A 24548-nucleotide genomic window follows, 5' to 3' on the forward strand; every position below is an offset into this window, starting at 1 on the left:
GAAAACCGAGTTAACAAACGAAGCTGACCGGCGCGCCACCCGCCGGATGAGGCAGAATGCCCATGGGAATGCCGTAGATATCTTCCAGCACGTCCCCTTGCATCAACGTGACAGGCTCACCCTGCGCAATCATTTTTCCGCCGCGCAACGCCACCAGATGATCGCAGTAGCGCGCAGCCATGTTGATATCATGCAACACCGCAATGACGGTGATGCCGCGCTCGCGGCTCATACGCTGAATCAGCGCCAGCACCTCAACCTGATGCGCAATATCCAGTGCGGAGGTCGGTTCATCCAACAGCAGGCAGCGGCTATCCTGTGCCACCGTCATCGCCAGCCAGGCTCGCTGCCGTTCACCGCCGGACAGGCTATCCACCAGACGGTTAGCAAACGGCTTTAATCCCACCAGCGTAATGGCTTCTTCGACCTTTTCCCGATCGGCGCTGCCGAAACGGCCTAATGCGCCATGCCACGGGTAACGCCCTACGGCCACCAGCTCACGCACGGTCATCCCTTCGGCAGCGGGAAGCTGCTGCGGCAAATAGGCAACCTGACGGGCGAATAATTTGCTGTCCCAGCTTCCGGTCGCCTGTTCTCCCAGCAATGCGGTTCCGCTGCTGGCAGGCTGGTGACGGCCAAGAATTTTCAGCAAGGTCGATTTGCCTGAGCCGTTGTGCCCGATCAGACCGCACACTTTTCCGACGGGGAACGTGATAGAGAGCGGGTGTAGCAGCGTGCGTCCGGCGACGGAAAAGCTGACTTCGTCCAGTCTGAAGGTGGTATCAGGCAGTACAGTTTGATTTTGCATAGCGTTTTTGGTTTTTAGTGTCACTGAAGGACAGGAGTAAGCCGCGATCGCGACACCCGTCACTCTCGAATTCCCCGCGTAACAACCGGGCTAAAAGAGAACGATAATGATTACGATAAAGGCAGCATGATAGGCGCAACAGAATACCAATCGCAAGACTTTTACCTGTCAGCAACAGAATGGCATGTCAGGAAAAGCGGTCTCAGGCAGGATGCGGTGCTCGACTCAAAATAGCAGGCACAAAAAAATACCCCCAAATTAATCCTGTCCCTTATACACAAGTCTAGAAGTATCGCGGTTTTTGCCGTGGTCAGGCGTAAAAAATTATGCTGAGGAGGTAGCTGGCTTCGGATGAGCCGCAGGACGCGGCGAAAGCTTGCGCCACGTAGGGAACGTGTCGCAAGCGGTCCGCTAAGCCAGATACAGACGAAGGTACCGCGTCAGCGGCATAATTTCCGCCGAAAGCCTGGGGTCACGGGGCGGCGGCGTTTGAGTCGCCTCGTGTCGGGCGCGTGCTACGCGGTAGCATAAAATAACCGTATTGTAAGCGCACGAAACCGTCTCTCAGGCTGCATAAGATATAGCTAAGAGACGGCAACCAGTTGAAGCAACGATAGATTATTGACCAAACATTTGTTTGATCCAATCGGCGACGCCTTCTCCATCTTGCTGATCCTGCTGTGCGGAAGACTGTGGCTGGCTCGCCTGACACAGCGCCTGCGGGTTATCCGTCCAGACCGGCAGTACGCGCCCGGCGCTGCTGCCGTTGCAGATAAAGTTACCGCTGGCATCCACCGTCATCGTCGTGATTCCTTCCGGTGGCGTCAGCATTAACGGCAGCGGCGTTTGGTTTTCCAGATAGCGACGGTAAATCGTCAGCGCACCGTTCGCCCCGGTCAGCTTGGCCGGGCCGTTGTTATCACGCCCTACCCAGCTAATCGCCACTTCTTTACCGTCGATACCGGCAAACCAGCTGTCACGCAGGTCATTGGTGGTACCGGTTTTCGCCGCCAGATGATAATTCGGGAATTTCACCGCCAGCGAACGCGACGTACCGCGTTCAACAACCTGCTGCATACCATACAGCGTCAGATAGGCCGCCTGCGCGGGGACCGCTCGCTCAGCCTGCGGGAAGCTCTGGTACAGCACTGTCCCATCTTCCGCAATCACCGAACGCAGTGAGGAAAGCGGTGCACGGTTGCCGCCGCTGGCGATCGTCTGGTATTCCTGCGCCACTTCCATCGGCGTCAGACTGATCGCACCGAGCAGCATCGCCGGTACAGGCTGAATCACGTTTTCCGGAATACCCAGACGCTTCAGCGTTTCCGTAATCTGATTCAGCCCCACGGCCATCCCCAGATTGACGGTAGGCACGTTCAGCGAGTTCGCCAGTGCATCAACCAGCATGACGCGGCCACGGAACTCACGATCGTAGTTCTTCGGCTGCCACAGCTGTCCGTTAGGCTGTTTGATCGACAGCGGCTCGTCCGCCAGCAGGGTATTCAGACGATAGGTATCCGGCTGACTCAGCGCGGTCAGATAGGTCGGCGGCTTCGCCAGCGACCCGACGGGACGACGCGCCTGTAGCGCACGGTTAAACCCGGCGTACTGCGTTTGAGAACCGCCGACCATCGCGCGAACTTCGCCGCTAAAACGATCGACAATCACTATCGCCGCTTCCAGATCGCTGACATTACGGCCTGCGCGCAGCGCCGGAACCCCGACTTCAACCGCTTTTTCCGCCGCATCCTGCGAAACCGGGTCGAGCGTGGTAAAGATCTTCACGCCAGAGAGATCGTTAACCTTGTCGCCAAGCCGCTGTTGCAGTTCCTGACGCACCAGTTGCATAAACGCGGGCTGAGGGCTGATCACGCCGCCTTTTGGCTGCACACCCAGTGGACGCGCGCTCAGCATGTTGTACAGATCGGCATCAATAACTTGCTGATTCTGCAACAGGCGCAGCACCAGATTACGTCGTTCTAACGTAAGCTGCGGGTTACGCCACGGGTTATACAGCGACGCCCCTTTCACCATCCCCACCAGCAATGCCTGCTGATCGAGGCTCAGTTCATTCACTGGCCGGCCGAAGTAGTACAGGCTGGCAAGCGGGAAACCGCGGATCTGGTCGTTACCGCTCTGACCGAGGTACACCTCGTTGAGATACAGCTCAAGGATACGATCCTTGCTGTAGCGGTAATCCATGATCAACGCCATATAGGCTTCATTCGCTTTACGCCACAGCGAACGCTCGTTAGTCAGGAACAGGTTCTTAACCAACTGCTGCGTCAGCGTACTGCCGCCCTGTACCGCCCGTCCCGCCGTGATGTTAGCTAAAAACGCACGGCCAATGGAGTACAGGCTGATACCGTCGTGCTCATAGAAATGGCGGTCTTCGGTCGCAACCAGTGTATCAACCAACAGATCGGGGAAGCCGGAACGCGGCACGAATAAACGCTGTTCGCCATTTGGCGACTGCATCATGGTGATCAGTTTCGGATCGAGACGGAAAAAGCCGAAGTTGCGCTGGTTGTCCAGATTCTGGATCTGCGACAGGCGATCGTTGGCAAACGTCAGACGCGCCTGAATCTGCCCTTCTTTTCCATCGGGGAAATCAAACGGACGGCGCAGCATATCGATACTGTTGCCGCGCACGCTAAATTCGCCCGGACGGGTAATCCGGCTTACCTGACGATATTGCATGCCTTCCAGCAAACTAACCATCTCTTTCTGACTGTAGGCCATGCCGGGTTCAAGGTTGACCATGCGGCCATAGACGGCAGCGGGCAACTGCCAGACTTTGCCTTCAATACGGCTGCGGATCTGGCTGTCGAGGTACACACCATAGATCGCCATCGCCACGGCAAAGATCAGGAACAGTTTAATCGCCAGTCCTAGCCAACGTCGCCTTCTCTGCGATTTACGCGTCATGGTTTCGTCGCCGTCGTCATCATCGTCGTCATAGTCGTCCTGATAATCATCGTAGTCATCATCATCATAGTCGTCATCCCTGCGACGTCGTATGGCCTGTTTGCGTTCAGGTTTACGTTTTGGCGCTCTCCCTTTGCGTCCGATAGGTTCGCGGTCATCCCCAGACATTACAATAACTTCTCCATCAGGTTGTTCACGGCTATCTGCAGTGCGCTCAAGCCGCCTACTCTGTTTCCAGCCCCTTTTTTGGGAAAGCGGAAACGTCTGAAATTAGTGATTCTGATATTTCTTGGTACGCCTCGTCGGCGCCGTATTCGCCGGATCGTCCGGCCAGACATGCTTGGGGTAACGCCCCTTCATCTCTTTCTGTACCTCACGGTAAGCACCTTGCCAGAATGCTGCTAAATCCCGCGTAATCTGTAATGGACGCTGCGCTGGCGATAAAAGTTCCAATACCAGCGCGACACGTCCCTCCGCCAGCATCGGGCTCTGCTGCTCACCGAACATTTCCTGCATCCGCACCGATAGCACCGGTGGCTTATCGTCATAATAGGCGATAGGCAGGCAACTGCCGCCGGGTGCCGTGTAGTGCGTGGGTAATGCGCTATCCAGCCGCTGACGTAGTGACCAGTCCAGCAACCGCAGTAGCGCCTCACTCAAATTAATCTGGTGTAGCGCGCGTAAGTCACGCACGCCAGACAGCGACGGCTGTAGCCAGATGTCCAGTGTTGCCAACAGCGTGTCATCATCCACCTGCGGCCAGTCAACCTCGGGCAACCACTGGTGGGCGCACTGTAGCCGGGCGCGGAGCTGTAACGCCGCAGCGTCCCAGTTTAATGCATCAATCCCCTGCTCCCGAATCCAGGATAACAGCGCCAGCTGCAATGCTTCATCGGATGGCTTGTTCAGCGGACGCGTTCGCAGCGTCAGACAACCTATCTGGTCGCGCTGGCTGGCGCGCAGAGTACCCTTTTCTTCGTCCCAGTGCACCACGTTATGTTCATTTATTAATCCCGGTAACAGCCGTTCCAGCCGTTCAATATCCAGTGGCAACGCCAGCAGGATCCGTGCATCCGCGCTTTGCTTGTTTTGCACTAATCGATCATTCTGTAAGAGCGCCGGAGCCAACAACCACTCCGTACCCGACAGTGCGTCATCAGCCGACATCATCGCACCGCTGCCATTAGCAAGCTGGTAGCGCCCATCCTGACTGCGCCGCCGGGCGATGCGATCGGGGAAAGCCAGTGCCAGCAGCCAGTCGGCTTCTCCGCTGTCAATATGTCCAAAATCAGCGATACGCCCCGAAGCCGTCGATAAACGACGCGTCAGCTGTTTTGCCCGCCGCAGCCAGTGCGGTAGCGGACGATGCAGCCAATCGGCCAGATTGATCGACCCGCTACGCGGCGGCTCTTCCAGTATCGCCGCCAGACATCCGGCGGTAGCCAGCGCATCTGAATTTTGCTGTGACGCGGCATATAACATCGTCGCCAAACGAGCATCGCTACCTAGCGCGGCGATCTTGCGCCCCTCTGCGGTCAATCGATCCTGTCCATCGGTAATGCCAAGCTGACGCAGTAGCTGGCGTGCGGCATACAGCGCGGGGGCTGGAGGCCTATCCAGCCAGGTTAACTGTGCCACATCGGTACAGCCCCACTGTAATAAATCCAGCCAGACGCTGCTTAAATCGCTGTTCAGTATCTCAGCGTCGCTTTGCGCCGCTGCGCGTTCTGCCTGTTCACGCGAGCACAGGTGCCAGCAAATGCCGGGGCTTAAGCGTCCGGCACGTCCGGCGCGCTGTACCATAGAGGCCTGGCTGATTCGCTGCGTCACCAGTCGGGTGACGCCACTTTTCACATCAAAGCTGGCGACACGTTCAAGACCGCTATCCATCACCAGCCGGATACCTTCAATCGTCAGGCTGGTTTCAGCAATATTGGTAGCCAACACCACCTTACGGCGCCCCGGTTCGGCAGGTAGAATCGCCTTTTGCTGTTCCGCCAGCGTCAATGCACCGTATAACGGGCAGAGATCCGTCTCGCCCGACACGCTATTTTCCAGCAGCGCCTGCACACGACGAATCTCCGCGACGCCGGGCAAAAACAGCAGCAGCGACCCTTCTTCTTCACTGAGCAAACGTCGTACCTGCCGCGCCACGCCCTCTTCCAACCTTTCCTGATTATTCAGCGGTGCATAACACCGCTCAACCGGATAGCTGCGGCCTTCAGACACCACGCAAACGGCTTCTGGCAGCAGCGCCGCCAGCCGCGCATTGTCGAGCGTCGCGGACATAATCAGCAGTTTTATATCGTCACGTAGCCCTTGCTGTACATCAAGCAGCAGCGCCAGCGCCAAATCAGCCTGTATGCTGCGCTCATGAAACTCATCAAGGATAATCAGCGCCACGCCTTGCAGCTCCGCATCCTGCTGTAACAGACGGGTCAGCATCCCTTCGGTGACAACTTCCAGTTTCGTTGCGTCGCTCACGCGGCTTTCTGAGCGCATGCGATAACCTATCGTCTGTCCCGGCTCCTCACCGAGCTGCTGCGCCAACCGCCAGGCTACGCTCTTCGCCGCCAGACGACGCGGCTCCAGCATGATGATGCGCCCGTTCAACTTACCCTGTTGCAGCAATTGCAACGGCAGCAAGGTCGATTTTCCCGCCCCTGTTGGGGCATTGAGCAGCACCTGAGGCGCAGTATGTAGCGCCGTTATGACATCATCCAGCACGGCGCTGACGGGCGGTAAAATCACAGACATCTCCGTATAAGGTTAACTTTCAGCGGCGAGCATTGTAGCATCATGATGAATGTAGCATCGGATGGAATCAGAACAGAGAGATCGCCATGTCAGCCCCCCGCCGCCTGTTTTTTGCCCTATCACTACCGGAAACCACACAGCAAGAGATTATCCGCTGGCGTGCCGAGCGCTTCGCTCCAGAAGCCGGTCGTCCGGTCGCGGCGGCCAATCTTCATCTGACGCTGGCTTTTTTGGGGGACGTTAGCGAACAAAAAGCGCAGGTTCTACAGACACTGGCAGGCCGCATTCGTCAACCCACTTTTTCCCTTACGCTGGATGACGCCGGACACTGGCCACGACCCGGCGTAGTCTGGCTGGGCTGTCGCCGCGCACCACGCGGGCTGCTGCAACTGGCAGAACTGCTGCGTTCCCAGGCCGCACGCAACGGCTGTTATCAAACGGCATTACCTTTTCATCCACACATTACGCTACTACGCGGCGCGACTCGTCCCGTTGCGATTCCCGCCGCGACCTTCAGTTGGCAGGTTGATATGACGCACTTTTCGCTTTACGAATCACTTTTCGATAATGGCAAAACCCGCTATCAACAGTTGGAAAGTTGGTCATTTATTCAATAAGAGACCACGCGGATAAACAATAGAATAGGATACGCATGGACTATACCCCACGTTTACAACCTGCCCGGTTGATTAAACGTTACAAACGCTTTTTGGCCGATGTCGTGACCCCGGAAGGCGAGACGCTCACGCTGCACTGCGCCAATACGGGAGCGATGACGGGCTGTGCCACGCCCGGCGATACCGTCTGGTATTCAACGTCTGATAATCCTAAGCGTAAGTATCCGCAGAGTTGGGAACTGACTGAAACGCAACAAAATCACTGGATTTGTGTCAATACTCTGCGTGCCAACACATTATTGTACGAAGCCTTATTGGAAAATCGCATAGAAGAGCTGGCTGGCTATTCAGACGTAAAAACAGAAGTGAAATACGGTACGGAAAATAGCCGAGTCGATTTGCTTTTACAGGCGCCGGGTAAGATTGGCTGCTATATTGAGGTGAAATCCGTCACATTATTGCAACATGAATGTGGTTACTTTCCCGATGCGGTTACACTCAGAGGGCAGAAGCATCTACGTGAGCTGCAACAGATGGTTTCCAATGGAAAACGCGCGGTACTGTTTTTCGCCGTGCTCCATTCAGGAATCCAGCAGGTTTCTCCCGCCCGGCATATCGATTCACGCTATGCGGAATTATTTACAGAAGCGCGGCGGGCAGGGGTTGAAATTTTATGTTACGGCTCCACATTATGCCCTGACGGTATTACATTGACGCACAAACTACCGTTGTTGGGATGACGTACAAGCATTGCATAACACGCCGAACGTACCACCAAAGGCGTAACACATTGTTTATTATTTAATGTACACCCTAAATAATTCGAGTTTCAGGAAGGCGGCAAGAGAAGGAATCTCGATGAGCTTACTCAAGTAAGTGATTCGGGTGACTGAACGTAGCCAACGCACATGCAACTTGAAGTATGACGGGTTAAGCAGGTTGTTCCTCACACTTTATCAGGCCGGTGTCAGGAAGCATTGCCAACCCCATCTCCATCTGCTATTTATAGCGGCCTGTTTTTTCCCCCTTTGGGGCCGATATACCCAGATAGCTGAAGTTCTGGTCAACAATGCCGCAACTTCACTGCATAAAAGGGTATTATGCGTGTCGTGTTATGTAGGAGAAGCAACATGCAAGAAGGGCAAAACCGTAAGACATCTTCTCTGAGCATTCTCGCAATTGCCGGAGTAGAGCCGTACCAGGAGAAGCCGGGCGAAGAGTATATGAACGATGCTCAACTCGCTCATTTCAAGCGTATTCTTGAAGCATGGCGCAACCAACTCATGGATGAAGTGGATCGTACTGTATCGCACATGCGCGATGAGGCCGCTAACTTCCCTGATCCTGTGGATCGTGCGGCGCAGGAAGAAGAGTTCAGTCTCGAACTGCGTAACCGTGACCGTGAGCGCAAGCTGATCAAGAAAATCGCCAAAACTCTGGTGAAAATCGAAGAAGAGGATTTCGGATTCTGTGAATCCTGTGGCGTCGAAATTGGCATCCGCCGTCTGGAAGCACGTCCGACAGCCGATCTGTGTATCGACTGCAAAACACTGGCAGAGATACGCGAAAAGCAAATGGCAGGATAATCTTCCTGCTCAGAATCGGCTCCTGCCCGTCGCAGGGGCCGACTTCAGGCACACTACCGCTGATGAATAATGATGTTCATCACGCTATTTTTTGTCTGGATAAAACGCTGACGAGATAGCACCGACCCCTTATGTCTGGAACAGCTTGTTTTACACAAAAAAGTCGTTTTACCGAGAAAAGTAGTTCTACAGAGAAAAATAGCTTTACCGAAACGCCCTCTTCTCCTGAAGTGAATCCCTTTACTGAAACCGACCGCTATGTCGGGCGTTTTGCGCCCTCTCCTTCTGGCGATCTGCATTTTGGCTCACTGATTGCCGCACTGGGTAGTTATCTTCAGGCGCGTTCCCAACAAGGGCGCTGGCTGGTACGCATTGAAGACATCGATCCGCCACGGGAAATTCCCGGTGCCGCCTCCCGTATACTCGCACAGCTAGAACACTACGGCCTGCACTGGGATGGCGATGTGGTTTACCAATCACAGCGCCATGCGCGTTATCGTGAGATTCTTCAGCTACTGCAACAACAGGGAATGAGTTATTACTGCACCTGTACGCGTAGCCGTATTCAGCAGTTAGGCGGACACTATGACGGCTATTGCCGGACGCGTAACCTGCCCGCCGACAACGCCGCGCTACGCCTGCGTCAGACGACGCCAGTATTTCATTTTCACGATAGATTGCGTGGCGACCTGCATGCCGACACGGCTCTCGCGCAGGAAGATTTTATTATCCACCGCCGTGACGGGCTGTTTGCCTATAATCTGGCCGTCGTGATCGACGATAACGATCAGGGAGTTACGGAGATCGTGCGCGGTGCCGATCTTATCGAACCGACAGTCCGGCAAATTTCGCTCTATCAGCAATTGGGCTACGCGATCCCTACCTATGTTCATCTGCCGCTGGTGCTGAATACAGAGGGAAATAAACTGTCCAAACAGAATCATGCCCCGGCGCTGCCGAACAGCGATCCGCGTCCCGTGCTACTTGCCGCACTGCAATTTCTGAATCAACCGCTGCCGGAAAACGCGCAAGACATGACGCTTTCCGCACTGCTGGCATGGTCTGTCGCGCACTGGTCCCTTGATATCGTCCCGTTACAGGCGGCAATAAACGCGTCCGCGATCACATCAGCATTCTCAAAGGGACATTGGTGAGCTATGATTAGCCGCTATTTTTCATGGCGCGCCATCCTTAGCCGCCCCTTTGGGGGGCGACGCCAATGCTGTGCTGTTGATTTATCCATCACTATCGAGGTGTATTATCTTTTCCCGAGTTGCTAATTTTTGTCGTAAAGTACTGAATCGTGAGAACGAAATGGTCGAATCAGAGGAAACGCGTCAGAACCTGACGGTCATCCCGCGTGACCAACATACTATTTCACGCAGCGACATCAGCGATAACGCGCTGAAAGTACTTTATCGCCTGAACAAAGCGGGCTACGAGGCTTATCTGGTTGGCGGCGGCGTACGCGACCTGCTGCTGGGCAAAAAGCCAAAGGATTTTGATATCACCACTAACGCTACGCCCGATCAGGTACGCAAGTTGTTCCGCAACTGTCGTTTGGTTGGGCGTCGTTTCCGTCTGGCCCATATCATGTTCGGGCCAGAGGTGATTGAAGTTGCCACGTTCCGTGGTCACCACGATCAGCATCAGGAACAGCAGGAAACCAAGAATTCTTCTCAGCAGGCTCAGAGCGGCATGCTGCTGCGCGACAATATTTTCGGCTCGGTTGAAGAAGACGCCCAGCGTCGCGATTTCTCGATCAACAGCCTCTACTACAGCATTTCTGATTTCAGCGTTCGTGACTATACCGGTGGCCTGAACGACCTGCGTCAGGGTGTCATCCGAATGATTGGCGACCCTGAAACGCGCTACCGTGAAGATCCGGTGCGTATGCTGCGCGCAGTCCGTTTCGCGGCCAAACTGAACATGACAGTCAGCCCGGAAACCGCTGAACCGATCCCTCGTTTAGCTTCGCTGCTGCACGATATCCCTGCGGCGCGTATGTTTGAAGAGTCGCTGAAGCTGCTTCAGTCAGGGTATGGCTACCCAACCTATAAAATGCTGTGTGAATATCAGCTGTTCCAGCCGCTTTTCCCGCTGCTGAGTCGCTATTTCACACCAAACGGCGATTCCACGCTGGAGCGCATGGTTGCACAGGTGCTGAAAAACACCGATCAGCGCCTGCAAAACAATATGCGCGTCAATCCGGCATTTTTGTTCTCCGCCATGCTGTGGTATCCGCTGATTGAACATGCACAAAAGCTGGCTCAGGAAAGCGGTCTGGCCTACTTTGATGCCTTCTCGCTAGCGATGAACGATGTGCTGGATGAACAGTGCCGTTCTCTGGCGATTCCTAAGCGTATTACCTCTTTAGTCCGCGATATCTGGCAACTGCAAACGCGCCTGTCCCGTCGTCAGGGGAAACGCGCGTATAAACTGATGGAACACCCGAAATTCCGCGCCGCGTATGACTTGCTTTGTCTGCGTGCCGAAATCGAGAACCATCAGGAGCTGCTGCGTCTGGCGCAATGGTGGGGGGAATTCCAGGTTGCTGCGCCGCCGCGTCAGCAAAACATGCTGAAGTCGCTGGATGACGGCCCGACACCACACCGCCGTTCCCGTCCTCGTCGACCGCGTAAACCAGCAGCGGCACGCCGAGATCAAGCCTGATGACACGCGTGTATCTGGCGCTGGGCAGCAACCTTGCCCAGCCTTTGCAACAGGTACGCGCGGCGTTGTCTGCGCTAGACGCGATTCCTCATACTCGCGTCGTTTGCTGCTCCTCGTTTTACCGTAGTCGCCCGCTCGGCCCGCAGGATCAGCCAGACTATCTCAATGCCGTCGTTGAACTGGAAACCGAACTTGCAGCCGAGTCGCTGTTGGATCGCACACAAGCCATCGAACTGGAACAAGGCCGTGAGCGCAAGGAACACCGCTGGGGCCCGCGCACGTTGGATCTGGATATTCTGCTGTTCGGCAATGACGAGATCCAGACTGAACGCCTGACCGTACCGCATTACGATATGAAAAATCGTGAGTTCATGCTCTACCCGCTGGCGGAAATCGCCCCAGACCTGGCGTTCCCTGACGGTGAAACACTTGCCCAGCGGCTAACCCATGTCGATCGCAACGGTCTGACATTATGGGACAGACAATAAACCGACGGAATCGCGAGGCCAACTGACCGCCCCGCTTATCAACACCTCTCACATCTGCAACTTGAAGCATGACGGGTATATCGCTACACGTCAGCTTACATTAGAATGTCCCCCTTAATTCTTCGCCCTATTGACATAGGAAGACCGTCATGAAACCGACGACTATCTCCCACTTGCGCCAATGGAAACAAGATCAGCGAAAATTCGCTACGATTACCGCTTACGACGCCAGCTTCTCTCGCCTATTTTTTGAACAAGGCATTCGCGTGATGCTGGTAGGTGATTCTCTGGGAATGACCGTGCAAGGCCACGATTCCACCTTACCCGTGACCACCAACGACATCGTTTACCACACACAGTGTGTGCGCCGCGGCGCCCCACTGGCGCTGGTTCTCTCCGATATGCCTTTTATGACCTATGCCACGCCAGAACAAACGTTCAGCCAGGCCGCAGAGCTAATGCGTGCAGGTGCGAATATGGTGAAACTGGAGGGCGGAAGCTGGCTTGCCCCAACGGTAAAAATGCTGACTGAGCGCGCCGTGCCAGTCTGTGGTCATCTGGGTCTGACGCCGCAGTCCGTTAACATCTTCGGTGGCTATAAAATTCAGGGCCGGAGCGAAAGCGATGCCAATCAACTGCTGGCCGATGCGCTTGCGCTTGAAGAAGCGGGAGCACAGTTGCTTGTGCTGGAATGTGTACCGGTTGCGCTGGCTAAACGCGTAACAGACGCCCTGTCGATTCCGGTGATCGGCATTGGCGCCGGCAACGTGACCGACGGGCAGATTCTGGTCATGCATGATGCTTTCGGCATTACCGGTGACAACACGCCTAAGTTCGCCAAGAACTTTCTGGCGCAAAGCGGGGGGGATATCCGTTCGGCAGTGCGTTTGTATGCACAAGAAGTCGAACAGGGTGTCTACCCAGCCGAAGAACATTCATTTCATTGAGAACATTCATTCCATTGAGAACACTCGTTTCATTAAAAACGAGCATTCCGTTAATCAGGCTGTTTTGTTTAGGAGTACGGGTGTGTTAATAATCGAAACCCCTCTGCTGCTGCGCCGCGAAGTTCGCCGCTGGCGTCAGGAAAGGAAACGCATTGCGTTGGTTCCCACCATGGGTAACTTGCATGACGGGCACATGACGCTGGTCGATGAAGCCAAGGCACGTGCCGATATCGTTATTGTCAGCATTTTTGTCAATCCCATGCAGTTTGAGCGGCCAGATGATTTAGCCCGCTACCCCCGGACATTGCAGGAAGACTGCGAGAAATTGAACCGTCGCGGAGCCGATCTGGTTTTCGCACCGAGCCCGGATGTGGTATACCCCAATGGACTGGAATCACAAACGTTTGTCGATGTACCTGGCCTATCTTCCATGTTGGAAGGTGCCAGCCGTCCCGGCCATTTCCGAGGCGTAGCTACCATCGTCAGTAAGCTGTTCAATCTGGTACAGCCAGATTTAGCCTGCTTCGGTGAGAAAGATTATCAGCAGCTAGCGCTGATTCGGCAACTCGTCCGAGATATGGGCTATGACATTGATATCATTGGCGTCCCTATCGTACGTGCAAAAGATGGGCTGGCATTGAGTTCACGTAATGGCTATCTCAGTGCCGAAGAACGCCAGTTGGCACCGAAACTTTACCAGTTGATGATGGATCTGTCGGCGCAGTTGGACAACGGCGAGCGCCAGATAGACACATTACTGGAGCAAACGGCAGAGAAGTTGCGCGATGCAGGCTTTACGCCTGATGAACTGTTTATTCGCGATGCGGATACGCTACAACCGCTGAACGCTGCCAGCACGCGCGCTGTGATTTTGATGGCTGCCTGGTTAGGCAAGGCCAGATTGATTGATAACCACCAGGTCGATTTGACTGTATGAACCGAGGTAACAAAGCGATGATACGTACCATGCTGCAAGGCAAGCTGCACCGGGTAAAAGTGACTCAGGCTGACTTGCATTATGAAGGCTCTTGCGCCATCGATCAGGATTTTATGGATGCCGCTGGCATTCTGGAATACGAAGCGATTGATATCTACAACGTTGATAACGGCCAGCGTTTTTCGACCTACGCCATTGTGGGCGAAAGAGGCTCACGCATTATCTCCGTAAACGGTGCCGCCGCTCGCCTTGCCTGTGTTGGCGACAAACTGATTATCTGCTCCTACGTGCAGATGTCTGATGAGGAAGCCAGAAACCACAGCCCGAAAGTGGCCTATTTCTCTGGTGATAACGAGCTGCAACGTCAGGCTAAAGCGATTCCGGTTCAGGTTGCCTAATCGCTAAACGTCTGACGAAATACCCGAGCGGTAGTAATGGATAGATCGTAAAGACGCTGCAAGTACCTCCCTGTAAGCTCGAGCCGCGCCATCCCTGGCGCGGACGCTTTACTCTTCTATTCCATTACTACCGTTTTCGTTTCTTAAATCGGTCCGCCAAAAGGCAGGCACAGTGTTACCACCGCCTTCTCATTTACAAACTATGTCCGCAGCCCACGTCCGCGTTCAATCAGCCACCAAACCAGCAGATAAAACACCACGATAAAGGCAATCAGCACTGACATCGTAAACAGCAGCGGCACGTCCTGAATTCCGAGAAAACCGTAGCGGAAGCCGCTGATCATGTACACCACCGGGTTCAGTTTAGACACCGCCTGCCAGAACGGCGGCAGCAGCGTCAGTGAGTAAAATACTCCACCCAGATAGGTCAACGGCGTTAACACAAACGTCGGAATCAGACTGATATCATCAAAGGTTTTCGCAAACACCGCATTCAACAGCCCCGCCAGTGAGAACAGCATTGCCGTCAGCAATAGCGTCAAAACAATGACCCACCAGGCATGAACATGTAACGGCACGAAGAACAGCGACACCGCCGTCACCAGAATGCCCACGCACAGGCCACGCGCGATACCACCGCCAACATAACCCGCGATAATCACATGGGTCGGCACGGGCGCAACCAGCAGCTCTTCAATATTGCGTTGAAACTTAGCGCTGAAGAAGGAAGAGGCCACGTTGGCATACGCGTTCGTGATCACCGCCATCATGATCAACCCCGGCACGATAAACTGCATGTAGGTAAACCCGTGCATCTCGCCGATACGTGAACCGATCAGGTTGCCAAAAATAATAAAATACAGCGTCATGGTGATCACTGGCGGCACCAGCGTCTGAATCCAGATCCGCCCAAATCGAGTGACTTCTTTCACCCAGATACTCTGTAGCGCCACCCAATACAAATGCATCATGCCTTTTCTCCCTTACCGCTTGTCCCATTTACCAGCGTGACAAACAGCTCTTCCAACCGGTTCGCTTTATTACGCATACTTAATATCGTTATCCCCTGCGCGTTGAGCTGACTGAATAACGCATTCAGGCCTTGCTCACGCATGACATCGACTTCCAGCGTTGACGTGTCCGTCAGACGGAAGGTGTAGCCTTCCAACTGCGGCAGCGGGCTTTTCGCTGCCAGATCGAAAATAAATGTTTCTGATTTCAGCTTGCCAAGCAGCTGCTTCATAGAGGTATTTTCCACCAGTTCTCCGCGCTGGATGATCCCGATGTTGCGGCATAGCATTTCCGCTTCTTCCAGATAGTGCGTCGTCAGAATAATCGTCGTACCTTGCGCGTTCAGCTCTTTCAAGAAGCCCCACATGGAACGACGTAATTCGATATCCACACCCGCCGTCGGTTCATCAAGAATCAGCAACTTAGGCTCATGCATTAACGCACGCGCAATCATCAGACGACGCTTCATCCCACCGGACAACATCATCGCCTTTTCGTTGCGTTTCTCCCATAGATCCAGCTGTTTCAGGTATTTTTCCGCACGCTGCAAGGCATCCTGACGTTTCACGCCATAGTAGCCCGCCTGGTTAACCACAATCTGTAATACCGTTTCGAAGGGGTTGAAGTTAAATTCCTGCGGAACCAACCCCAGTTGGCGCTTCGCATTCACTTTATCCAGCTCAAGGTCATAGCCGAAGACGCGAACTTTACCGGCGGTTTTATTCACTAACGAGCTGATAATCCCAATCGTCGTGGATTTTCCCGCGCCATTCGGCCCCAGCAGCGCGTAGAAATCCCCCGCTTCCACGTTCAGGTCGATCCCCCGTAACGCCTTGACGCCTCCCGGATAGGTTTTGGTTAATTGCGCCAGTTCCAGTGCATATGTCATAAGAAATGGATTGCCTTATTATCAGTGAGTTCTACAGGTTCGAAGTTATGATGGAGATAAACTATCGTTTTTCAAACGACGCGTGTTGCCTTATATTACTCTCCACTGCCCCTTGTTTGTTACAGGTCATTTACTTTCATGAAAGAAATTGAAACGCTCATCGCGAACAACCAGCTTTGGTCTAAAACGATGGTGGAAGAGGATCCTGGCTACTTTGAACGTCTGGCGCAGGCACAACGACCCCGTTTTCTATGGATTGGATGCTCGGACAGTCGCGTACCTGCGGAAAGTCTGACCAGCCTTGAGCCTGGTGAACTGTTTGTTCACCGCAATGTCGCCAATCTGGTTATTCACACCGACCTCAACTGCCTGTCTGTCGTGCAATATGCCGTCGAAGTTCTCGAAGTCGAACACATCATCATTTGCGGCCACTACGGCTGCGGCGGTGTTCAGGCTGCGGTGGAAAACCCGGAACTGGGTTTGATTAACAACTGGCTGCTGCATATCCGTGATTTGTGGTACAAGCATAGTTCTCTGCTGGGGGAATTGCCTCCCGAACAGCGCCTGAACACGCTTTGTGAAATCAACGTTGTCGAGCAGGTGTATAACCTCGGCCACTCCACTATCATGCAGTCCGCATGGAAGCGTGGGCAGAAAGTCACGATCCACGGTTGGGTGTACGGCATTCAGGATGGCCGTCTGCGCGATCTGGAAGTGACGGCGACCAACCGGGAGACGCTGGAACAGCGTTATCGCCGCGCGATTTCCTCTCTGCCCTGATTCACTGCCTGACGCCCACTCGCTGGGCGTCGCTCACGGCATCGGCTTTATCTTGTCATTATTCCTGCGGAACAACCTTGCCGACGTAAGGTAAGTGGCGATAGTGTTGAGCATAGTCGATGCCGTAACCCACGACGAACTCATCAGGAATCGAGAACCCAACCCACTCGACTTTCACCGCGACTTCACGGCGCTCCGGTTTGTCCAGCAACGTACAAATAGCCAGCGATTTAGGCTCACGCAGTTGCAGAATTTCCCGCACTTTGCTCAAGGTATTACCTGAATCGATGATGTCTTCGACGATCAACACGTCTTTACCGCGAATATCTTCATCCAAATCTTTCAGGATCTTCACATCGCGCGTACTGTTCATACCGCTGCCATAGCTGGATGCCGTCATGAAATCCACTTCGTGAGGGACGTCGATCGCCCGGCATAAATCGGCCATAAAGATAAACGATCCACGTAATAACCCCACCAACACCATATCGCTGCCGCTATCACGGTAGTGTTCGCTGATCTGTTGCCCCAGTTCGGTAACCCGCGCCATCACTTCCTGCTCAGAAATCATGACTTCCACGGTATGTTTCATCATACTGATAACTCTTTGAAGTAAGGTATTCAGCACCATCGGCAAATGACAGACTCATTATCGATGATGCGCCAACGCTGATGTTTAAACACACAAACGTTTACATCAGTCTGGGCAATGCCCAGGCGCGCGAAGTATATCAGAAACCACACCACGAAGGAGACATCATGAGCACACCCTCTGTGGATGTTTGCTACAAAGTGAACGCCCCGCTTTCCAGCCAGCAGTTCGTTGAGCTGTTGGCGAAAACCTCATTAGGGCCACGTCGCCCACTAGATGACGAGACAGCGATTGCAGGTATGCTGAAACATGCCAACCTGCTGGTTTCCGCCTGGCAAGGGGAAACGTTGGTGGGAATTGCGCGTAGCGTGACGGACTTTCATTTTTGCTGCTATCTGTCCGACCTGGCAGTGTCAGAGGACTTTCAGCATGCGGGAATAGGCAAAAAGCTGATTCAACAAACCGCCCAGCAGCTTGAAAAAGGCTGCAAAATCATTTTGCTGGCCGCGCCGCTGGCGGTGGATTACTACCCGAAATTAGGGTTTGAAAAGCACAATAGCACGTGGCTCATGCCAGCAGCAGACCTGCACGAAGCGTAATCATGGCTTTTCAGGGCCGCCAGCCGGACTGCTAACGGCGGGTAAAGCCGGATACAAGACCGGAGGGTCTGTCTTAATGCTTAAACGCACCTGCTGTCCTGGCTCAAACCAGTTACCCGTCTGCACCAGCAGCATCAGTTCCCCTAACTTTACCCGATACAAATTTGATGTGCCCATAAACAGCCGATCTTCGATTGACGCCGGACCATCAGGGTCAAGCGCCAGTGCGACATCAGCCGGGCGCACCATCCAGTCGCACGCTGAATCAATTTGCTGATTGAGTGGATGTGTCGCATGGTGATCGCCCAATGGGCTCTGCCATTGGTGGTCGCTCATAATTTTCACGGGCAAATAGTTCGTATTCCCCATGAAATCAGCCACAAAACGGCTATTCGGACGATGATACAGCTCAGAGGGATAGCCCTGCTGCATAATTTTCCCTTCATCCAGCAGAATCAAGTGGTCAGCGCAGGCAAAGGCTTCCTCACGGCTGTGTGTAGCGAAAACCGCCGCAACATGACGCTGTTTGAGAACCTGCCGCAATTCGGTGATCAGGCGATAGCGAGTTTGGCTGTCCAGACCGGGAAATGGCTCATCCAGCAACAGCAGTTTCGGCTCACAGGCCAGCGCGCGGGCTATCGCCAAACGCTGTTGCTGTTCATTCGATAGTTCGTGTGGATAACGCGCGGCAACCTCATCCAGTTGTAAAAGCGCCAGCATCTCCACACAGATTGGCTTTACCTCACTTTCAGGGCGGCCATATAACCCAAACGCAATATTGCCTTCCACCGTCAGATGCGGAAAAAGCGCATAGTCCTGAAAAATCAGGCCAACCTGGCGCAGCTCAGGCAAAACATACGCTTGCGGCGAGCTGACGGGCTCACCTTCCAACAAGACCTTACCCTGAGTAATCGGCAGCAAACCCGCTATCACCTGCAATAACGCCGTTTTACCGCAGCCGTTTTTACCCAGCAGGCAGATCGTCTCATCGCCACGCACGGTAAATGAAATATTCTCCAACACGGGAGACTGCTGCAACGTACAACTGACTGCCTGAACGCTCAGAATATCTATCGACGCGGCCATGTGATTATCCTTTTATATTCAGTGCACGATGCAGCCAGAAAACAGGGATCAGCCCCACCGCCACCAGCACCAGCGCAGGAAAGGCAAATGATGCAATCTGCTCATCCGCCGCAAAGCGGAAAACATAGGTTGCCAACGTATCAATCCCGAAAGGGCGCAGCAGCAATGAGACATTCAACTCTTTCATGCTTTCCGTAAAAATCAGCAGCGCCCCGATAAACAGGCTGCGACGCAACAGCGGAATATGCACGCGTGACCAACGGCTGAGGGGGGAAGCCCCTAGCACAAGGCTCGCACTGTCCAGTGAGCGTGGAATGGCCTCCATGCTGCGCTCAAGGCTGTCCAGCATCAGGCGCCCGAATTTAACGCTATAGGCGAGGATGAGAATAAACAGCGACCCCGCCAGCAACGCATCTGCGGTAGGTAACCCCGCTGCGCGGGCAAGCAGGTTAATCCCGCTATCTACCAGTGATAGCAAGGTAAACAGCCCGACAGCCAGTACCGCGCCGGGTAAGGCAAAACTCAGGCTGACCAGCCGAACCGGCGTCTGGTTGGCAAACACCCCAGCCGTGCGCGTATAGAAAATAAACGACAGCGCCATCAGTGTAATGATGACTGTCGCCGTGGCAGACGCCAACAGGCTATGCATCACCGCGTGGAGGAACGCCATATCCCATACTGACATCATGTGGCGGAGAGCCAGAAAGAGCAGATACAGAACCGGGAGCAGGAAAGACAAACAAACGACTCCCCAGCAGTAGACACGAACCACCCTGCTACGCCACCCATTCAACTCGGGCGGCACTACAGGGGAAGTCGTGGCATGTGCCTGATAAATTCGTTGCTTCCAACGCCAGACATTAACCAGAAACATCAAGAGAAAGATTGCGGGCAAAATCAACACACCAAGACGCGCAGCCGCGCCTAAATCGCCTTGCTTCTGCCAGATATCGAGCACCTGTGTCGTCATGGTGGGAATACCAAGGTAAGACGCGGCGCCATAATCCCCCAGCGTCTCCACAACCACCAGCGCGCCCCCACAGGCGATCGCAGGCAGCGCAAGAGGCAAACATAAGCGGCGAAATACCTGAGTGCGCGTCTGATTGAGCAAACGAGCAGAATAGATGAGGCTCGCAGGCTGTTTTACCAGCGCTTCACGCACCAGCAGATAAATATAGGGATACAACACCAGCGCCAGTATCAGGCTTACGCAACCCAGTGAAACAGGTAGCCCAGCAATGTGTGATGTTACCCATGATGAGACTATCGACAGCCCCCCTTCTTGCAACAACAGCGAAAAATGCCGTAATACATCGGTATAAAGATAGGCAAGCAGGAAGGCAGGCATTGCAAGCGGCAGGCAAAGCGCCCATTGCAACACATGATGGCCGGGAAAGCGGTACATGGCGATAAACCAGGCTGAAGGCAATCCAAACAGTAAACTGAAGAAAAGCGTACCCAGCACGATAACCGCGGAATGTATCAGGTAGGTGGGCAACCCGATTTGCCACAGTTGGGTAAATCCCATCCCGTCGGCGAAAAAAGCCTGATAGAAAACCGTTGCTAAAGGAAGCAGCAACAGTCCCGCCAACAACCAACTACTGACGCGCCAGACACCGGAGATCATAGAATAAAAACTGTATTGGATGAGATCGTTGTTATTAATAACAGAGCCTGACGGCGGCGTCATCGTATCAAACAGCGATAAATGCGCTTTAATCTTGCGATTAATACGAGGTGATTTTGATCACCGAACGGCAATAAAATAAAAAATAGCGATTTCAATGTATTACGCTTCTCATTTTCCCGCGTCTTCCACCGCTATTTTTTATCGCAATCGGAGGTTTCCCATAAGAAAACTTGGAACCTCATGGGATATCTGTGATAACGTCATCTGACAACATTTGGAACAGGTTCAACCATGAAAAACTCTGCGCTGGCTCTGCTCCTGCTAAGCCTGATGAGCTTCTCTTCCGCCAGCAAGGCGCTGAATGAATTTGAAGCGGAAGATCTTGCCGATCTGACCGCGATCTTTGTTTATTTGAAAAACCACTGTGGCTATCAGGATCTGCCGAATGAGCAGATTCGTCGGACGTTGGTCGCCTTTGCTCAGCAGAACCGCTGGGATCTCAGCAACTACAGCGCCTACGACATGACCGCGATGGGCGAAGACAGCTATCGCGACCTGAGCAAAATCGCTATCCCGACCCCGAAAAAATGCCAGTCCCTGGCACGTAATTCGCTCGGTTTACTTTCCTACGCACAGTAACGCCCTTCCCCCTCCTCCGCGCTGACTGAAATTTGACCGTGCAAGCGGTAAAAGAGTCGGCTATGATGGCGCGCCAATTTTCATGGCTGTTATCGCGGAGGAAGCCCTAACATGTCCCAGAAAGAAATTTGGTATGAAACCCTGCATGCCAACTTTGGCCAGTATTTTTCGGTTGATCGCGTGTTGTATCACGAGAAGACCGATCATCAAGATCTCATCATTTTTGAAAACGACGCATTAGGCCGTGTCATGGCGCTCGACGGCGTGGTGCAAACCACCGAGCGCGATGAATTCATCTATCACGAAATGCTCACCCACGTTCCTCTCCTGTCACACGGCAACGCCAAACGCGTCCTGATTATCGGTGGCGGCGATGGCGGTATGCTGCGGGAAGTCAGCCGACACCATAGCGTCGAACAGATCACGATGGTGGAGATCGATGCGGGCGTGGTGGAGTTCTGTCGCCAGTACTTGCCCAATCACAGCGCCGGTAGCTATGACGACCCGCGTTTTAATCTGGTGATTGATGACGGCGTTAATTTCGTCCGACAGTGCGGTGAAAAGTTTGACGTCATTATTTCCGATTGCACCGACCCTATCGGCCCCGGCGAAAGTCTGTTCACTTCCGATTTCTATCAGGGCTGCGCCCGCTGCCTGAACGAAGGGGGAATTTTCGTTGCACAGAATGGCGTGTGTTTCCTGCAACAGGATGAAGCCGTCGGTAGCCATAAAAAACTCAGTCACTATTTCAGTGATGTCAGCTTTTATCAGGCGGCGATCCCGACTTACTACGGCGGCATTATGACGTTCGCCTGGGCCAGCAATAACCCGGCACTGCGCCAGATAGACGCCGCCACGCTGCGCCAGCGTGTTGCGCAGTCGGGGATGACCTGTCGCTATTACACGCCTGATGTTCACCTCGGCAGCTTTGCCCTGCCACAGTATCTGTTGAGTGCGCTACAGAATGCGCAATAATCCATCACTTAGGGTAATCACACAACCACAAGGGGGTGACTTAAATTGCACAAGCTGAAACTACACGGCTTTAACAACCTGACGAAAAGCCTGAGTTTTTGTATTTACGATATCTGTTACACCAAAACGGCCGACGATCGTGACGGTTATATCGCCTATATCGACGAACAATATAACGCTAACCGTTTAACAGAAATCCTCACTGAAACCTGCTCAATTATCGGTGCCAACGTCCTTAACATCGCACGTCAGGACTATGAACCACAAGGCGCCAGCGTGACCATCTTGGTCAGCGAAGAACCCATCGATCCGCGCGATGTCGATACCTCCGAACACCCAGGGCCGCTGCCCCATTCCGTCGTCGCGCATCTGGATAAAAGCCATATCTGTGTTCATACCTATCCAGAAAGCCACCCGGAAGGCGGGCTTTGTACCTTCCGCGCAGATATCGAAGTGTCTACCTGTGGCGTAATTTCACCGCTGAAGGCGCTGAACTACCTCATCCACCAGCTTGAATCCGATATTGTGACCATCGACTATCGCGTGCGGGGATTTACCCGTGATGTCAATGGCATAAAACATTTCATCGATCACCAGATCAACTCGATTCAGAACTTCATGTCCGAGGACATGAAAGCGCTTTATCACATGATGGACGTGAACGTGTATCAGGAAAATATCTTCCATACCAAAATGTTATTGAAAGACTTCGACCTGAAACACTACCTGTTCAACGTCAGCCCAGAAGAACTCAGCGCTGCTGAACGGAAAAGAATCACCGATCTGCTGTATCACGAAATGCAGGAAATCTATTACGGTAGAAACCTGCCGGTAATGTAATCGATACCTCTCCCTTCACAGGGTTGTCTCTTAGTTACATTTTTATGCCGACTAAGAGACGGTTTCGTGCGCGATGGTGTCATCATTTTCATGCTCCCCCGTAGCACGCGCCCGACGCAGGGGCGCTCAATCGCCGCCCCCCTGCGAACCCAGGCTTCCGGCTAAATTATGCCGCTACGCGGGGCCATCGGTGTTCATGACCACTCTTCGAGCCGCCAGTGACGCGTTCCCGACGCGGCACTGGCTTTCGCGGCCTCCATGCCGCTCACTCGGTGTTCATGCCCACCGCTGCATAATTTTTACGCCGGATAAGGACAAAACCCATGATGACTCCTTGTATTTATGTACAAGGTACAGCGCCTGAGGAAGATTGAGGTGTAGTGAGTTCATCTCTCTTTCATTTCTTCGCACACTATTTCGTCAAAAATGATGCGCATCACATTTATTTATTTCTGCATTTTTTACTTGCATTCTCTACCAGCCTTGCTGCATCAGGGGTTGCGTCAATTTGTATAAGGTCAACTAAAAATCATATATCTTGTGTGGTTGAAATTTAAAACACCCACATCTAGTATTCCTTGTGTGGCGCTCGCGTAACACGTCGCTACCCAGTGGATCGGTTCGGGTGCATATGCCCTGAGGATAGCCGCTCCGACATACTTCTTTCACGCCAAAGGGTAAATACGAATCATGCGTATTACTATTTTCACCAAACCAGATTGTGTTCAATGCAACGCCACATGTCGTGCGCTGGATAAGCAAGGAATTCACTATCAACTGGTGGACTTAACTGAAGATGAACAGGCGTTACAGCAGGTAAGAGCGTTGGGCTATCAGCAGGTGCCCGTCGTGATGACGGCCGACGATCATTGGAGTGGTTTCCGCCCGGATAAGATCAGTACTCTGAACGCCGCCTTGCAATTGCAGTAAGGGGGCAATATGAACCCGCTGGTCTATTTCTCCAGCCAGTCGGAAAACACGCATCGCTTCATTTCCAGGGTGGGCTTACCCGCCCTGAGAATCCCGATAGCGACAGAACAGCCTGCATTGAAAGTTGATCGCCCCTATATCCTGGTTGTCCCCAGCTACGGCGGAGGCAGCACGAAAGGGGCTGTGCCGCGTCAGGTCATCATCTTTCTCAACGATCCGCACAATCGCGCTTACCTGCGCGGCGTGATTGCCGCAGGCAATACCAATTTCGGTGCAGCGTACTGCATCGCCGGTGACATCATTGCGCAGAAATGTCAGGTGCCTTACCTGTACCGCTTTGAATTGCTCGGCACGGCAGAAGACGTTGCAAACGTGCGTAAGGGAGTAACTGAATTTTGGCAACAACAGACCACGTGAGTGCAAAAGCAACCAAGACAG

At 53.5% G+C, this 24548-nt stretch carries 24 protein-coding genes; 16 read left to right on the plus strand and 8 right to left on the minus strand.

What is annotated here, in order from left to right:
* Positions 1–10 precede the first annotated feature (10 nt).
* The 3 genes from fhuC to hrpB all read right to left on the minus strand — a co-directional run bounded on the left by fhuC (position 11) and on the right by hrpB (position 6487).
* Positions 11–808 carry a Fe3+-hydroxamate ABC transporter ATP-binding protein FhuC gene (gene fhuC, locus LCF41_RS16310; RefSeq protein ID WP_225085481.1) on the minus strand — a complete coding sequence of 266 codons (798 nt, stop codon included), beginning with the start codon at positions 806–808 and terminating at the stop codon, positions 11–13.
* Between the two features lie 618 nt (positions 809–1426).
* Positions 1427–3904 (minus strand): bifunctional glycosyl transferase/transpeptidase, encoded by a 2478-nt coding sequence (gene mrcB, locus LCF41_RS16315; protein WP_225085482.1) that lies wholly within the window; start codon positions 3902–3904, stop codon positions 1427–1429.
* A 102-nt stretch (positions 3905–4006) separates the two neighbouring features.
* On the minus strand, positions 4007–6487 hold the full coding sequence (gene hrpB / locus LCF41_RS16320) for an ATP-dependent helicase HrpB (protein ID WP_225085483.1): 2481 nt from the start codon (positions 6485–6487) through the stop codon (positions 4007–4009).
* A 92-nt stretch (positions 6488–6579) separates the two neighbouring features.
* On the opposite strand from hrpB, the gene thpR reads away from it, so the two are divergent.
* From thpR to panD, 9 genes are all read left to right on the plus strand, one after another.
* A complete protein-coding gene (gene thpR, locus LCF41_RS16325; protein ID WP_225085484.1) occupies positions 6580–7110 on the plus strand; it encodes an RNA 2',3'-cyclic phosphodiesterase in 531 nt (176 codons plus the stop codon).
* A gap of 35 nt (positions 7111–7145) precedes the next feature.
* Positions 7146–7850, plus strand: a complete 705-nt coding sequence (sfsA, locus tag LCF41_RS16330; RefSeq protein WP_225085485.1) for a DNA/RNA nuclease SfsA — start codon at positions 7146–7148, stop codon at positions 7848–7850.
* Between the two features lie 390 nt (positions 7851–8240).
* On the plus strand, positions 8241–8696 hold the full coding sequence (gene dksA, locus LCF41_RS16335) for an RNA polymerase-binding protein DksA (RefSeq protein WP_010280759.1): 456 nt from the start codon (positions 8241–8243) through the stop codon (positions 8694–8696).
* 131 nt (positions 8697–8827) lie between these two features.
* Complete coding sequence (gene gluQRS, locus LCF41_RS16340; RefSeq protein ID WP_225085486.1) at positions 8828–9850, plus strand: tRNA glutamyl-Q(34) synthetase GluQRS; 1023 nt, start codon at positions 8828–8830, stop codon at positions 9848–9850.
* Between the two features lie 106 nt (positions 9851–9956).
* Positions 9957–11369: a polynucleotide adenylyltransferase PcnB gene (gene pcnB, locus LCF41_RS16345; protein WP_225088204.1), complete on the plus strand. Its 1413-nt coding sequence runs from the start codon at positions 9957–9959 to the stop codon at positions 11367–11369.
* Entirely contained in the window at positions 11369–11857 is a 489-nt protein-coding gene (gene folK / locus LCF41_RS16350; protein WP_225085487.1) for a 2-amino-4-hydroxy-6-hydroxymethyldihydropteridine diphosphokinase, read from the plus strand. The genes pcnB and folK overlap by 1 nt, the downstream gene beginning before the upstream one ends.
* Before the next feature lie 149 nt (positions 11858–12006).
* Positions 12007–12804, plus strand: a complete 798-nt coding sequence (gene panB / locus LCF41_RS16355; protein ID WP_225085488.1) for a 3-methyl-2-oxobutanoate hydroxymethyltransferase — start codon at positions 12007–12009, stop codon at positions 12802–12804.
* Between the two features lie 82 nt (positions 12805–12886).
* The gene (panC, locus tag LCF41_RS16360; protein ID WP_225085489.1) at positions 12887–13741 is read left to right on the plus strand and encodes a pantoate--beta-alanine ligase; all 855 of its coding nucleotides are present in this window, start codon (positions 12887–12889) and stop codon (positions 13739–13741) included.
* A 17-nt stretch (positions 13742–13758) separates the two neighbouring features.
* Positions 13759–14139, plus strand: coding sequence for an aspartate 1-decarboxylase (gene panD, locus LCF41_RS16365; RefSeq protein WP_180740744.1), 381 nt, complete (start codon positions 13759–13761; stop codon positions 14137–14139).
* A gap of 200 nt (positions 14140–14339) precedes the next feature.
* On the opposite strand, the gene LCF41_RS16370 is transcribed toward panD, so the two are convergent.
* On the minus strand, positions 14340–15110 hold the full coding sequence (locus tag LCF41_RS16370) for an ABC transporter permease (protein WP_225085490.1): 771 nt from the start codon (positions 15108–15110) through the stop codon (positions 14340–14342).
* Positions 15107–16039: an ABC transporter ATP-binding protein gene (locus tag LCF41_RS16375; protein ID WP_225085491.1), complete on the minus strand. Its 933-nt coding sequence runs from the start codon at positions 16037–16039 to the stop codon at positions 15107–15109. Before LCF41_RS16375 ends, LCF41_RS16370 begins: the two co-directional genes overlap by 4 nt.
* A gap of 138 nt (positions 16040–16177) precedes the next feature.
* Here LCF41_RS16375 and can point away from each other — a divergent pair, with 138 nt between their 5' ends.
* Positions 16178–16819 (plus strand): carbonate dehydratase, encoded by a 642-nt coding sequence (gene can, locus LCF41_RS16380; protein WP_010280785.1) that lies wholly within the window; start codon positions 16178–16180, stop codon positions 16817–16819.
* Positions 16820–16877: 58 nt separating this feature from the next.
* Here the strand turns inward: can and hpt are convergent, their stop codons facing one another.
* Positions 16878–17411, minus strand: a complete 534-nt coding sequence (gene hpt, locus LCF41_RS16385; protein WP_172644812.1) for a hypoxanthine phosphoribosyltransferase — start codon at positions 17409–17411, stop codon at positions 16878–16880.
* 167 nt (positions 17412–17578) lie between these two features.
* Between hpt and LCF41_RS16390 the strand changes: the two genes are divergently transcribed.
* Entirely contained in the window at positions 17579–18010 is a 432-nt protein-coding gene (locus LCF41_RS16390) for a GNAT family N-acetyltransferase (RefSeq protein WP_225085492.1), read from the plus strand.
* Here the strand turns inward: LCF41_RS16390 and LCF41_RS16395 are convergent, their stop codons facing one another.
* Positions 18011–19096, minus strand: a complete 1086-nt coding sequence (locus LCF41_RS16395; protein ID WP_225085493.1) for an ABC transporter ATP-binding protein — start codon at positions 19094–19096, stop codon at positions 18011–18013.
* A gap of 4 nt (positions 19097–19100) precedes the next feature.
* Positions 19101–20786: an ABC transporter permease gene (locus tag LCF41_RS16400; RefSeq protein WP_225085494.1), complete on the minus strand. Its 1686-nt coding sequence runs from the start codon at positions 20784–20786 to the stop codon at positions 19101–19103.
* A gap of 231 nt (positions 20787–21017) precedes the next feature.
* Between LCF41_RS16400 and LCF41_RS16405 the strand changes: the two genes are divergently transcribed.
* From LCF41_RS16405 to nrdI, 5 genes are all read left to right on the plus strand, one after another.
* A complete protein-coding gene (locus LCF41_RS16405) occupies positions 21018–21365 on the plus strand; it encodes a YacC family pilotin-like protein (protein WP_010280797.1) in 348 nt (115 codons plus the stop codon).
* Between the two features lie 111 nt (positions 21366–21476).
* Positions 21477–22340, plus strand: coding sequence for a polyamine aminopropyltransferase (gene speE, locus LCF41_RS16410; RefSeq protein WP_225085495.1), 864 nt, complete (start codon positions 21477–21479; stop codon positions 22338–22340).
* A 45-nt stretch (positions 22341–22385) separates the two neighbouring features.
* Positions 22386–23180, plus strand: coding sequence for an adenosylmethionine decarboxylase (speD, locus tag LCF41_RS16415; RefSeq protein ID WP_225085496.1), 795 nt, complete (start codon positions 22386–22388; stop codon positions 23178–23180).
* A gap of 690 nt (positions 23181–23870) precedes the next feature.
* Complete coding sequence (gene nrdH / locus LCF41_RS16420) at positions 23871–24110, plus strand: glutaredoxin-like protein NrdH (protein WP_039352306.1); 240 nt, start codon at positions 23871–23873, stop codon at positions 24108–24110.
* 9 nt (positions 24111–24119) lie between these two features.
* Positions 24120–24527 carry a class Ib ribonucleoside-diphosphate reductase assembly flavoprotein NrdI gene (gene nrdI, locus LCF41_RS16425; RefSeq protein WP_010280810.1) on the plus strand — a complete coding sequence of 136 codons (408 nt, stop codon included), beginning with the start codon at positions 24120–24122 and terminating at the stop codon, positions 24525–24527.
* Positions 24528–24548: the final 21 nt, after the last annotated feature.

It is taken from the genome of Pectobacterium colocasium, from assembly GCF_020181655.1.
Taxonomy (GTDB): domain Bacteria; phylum Pseudomonadota; class Gammaproteobacteria; order Enterobacterales; family Enterobacteriaceae; genus Pectobacterium; species Pectobacterium colocasium.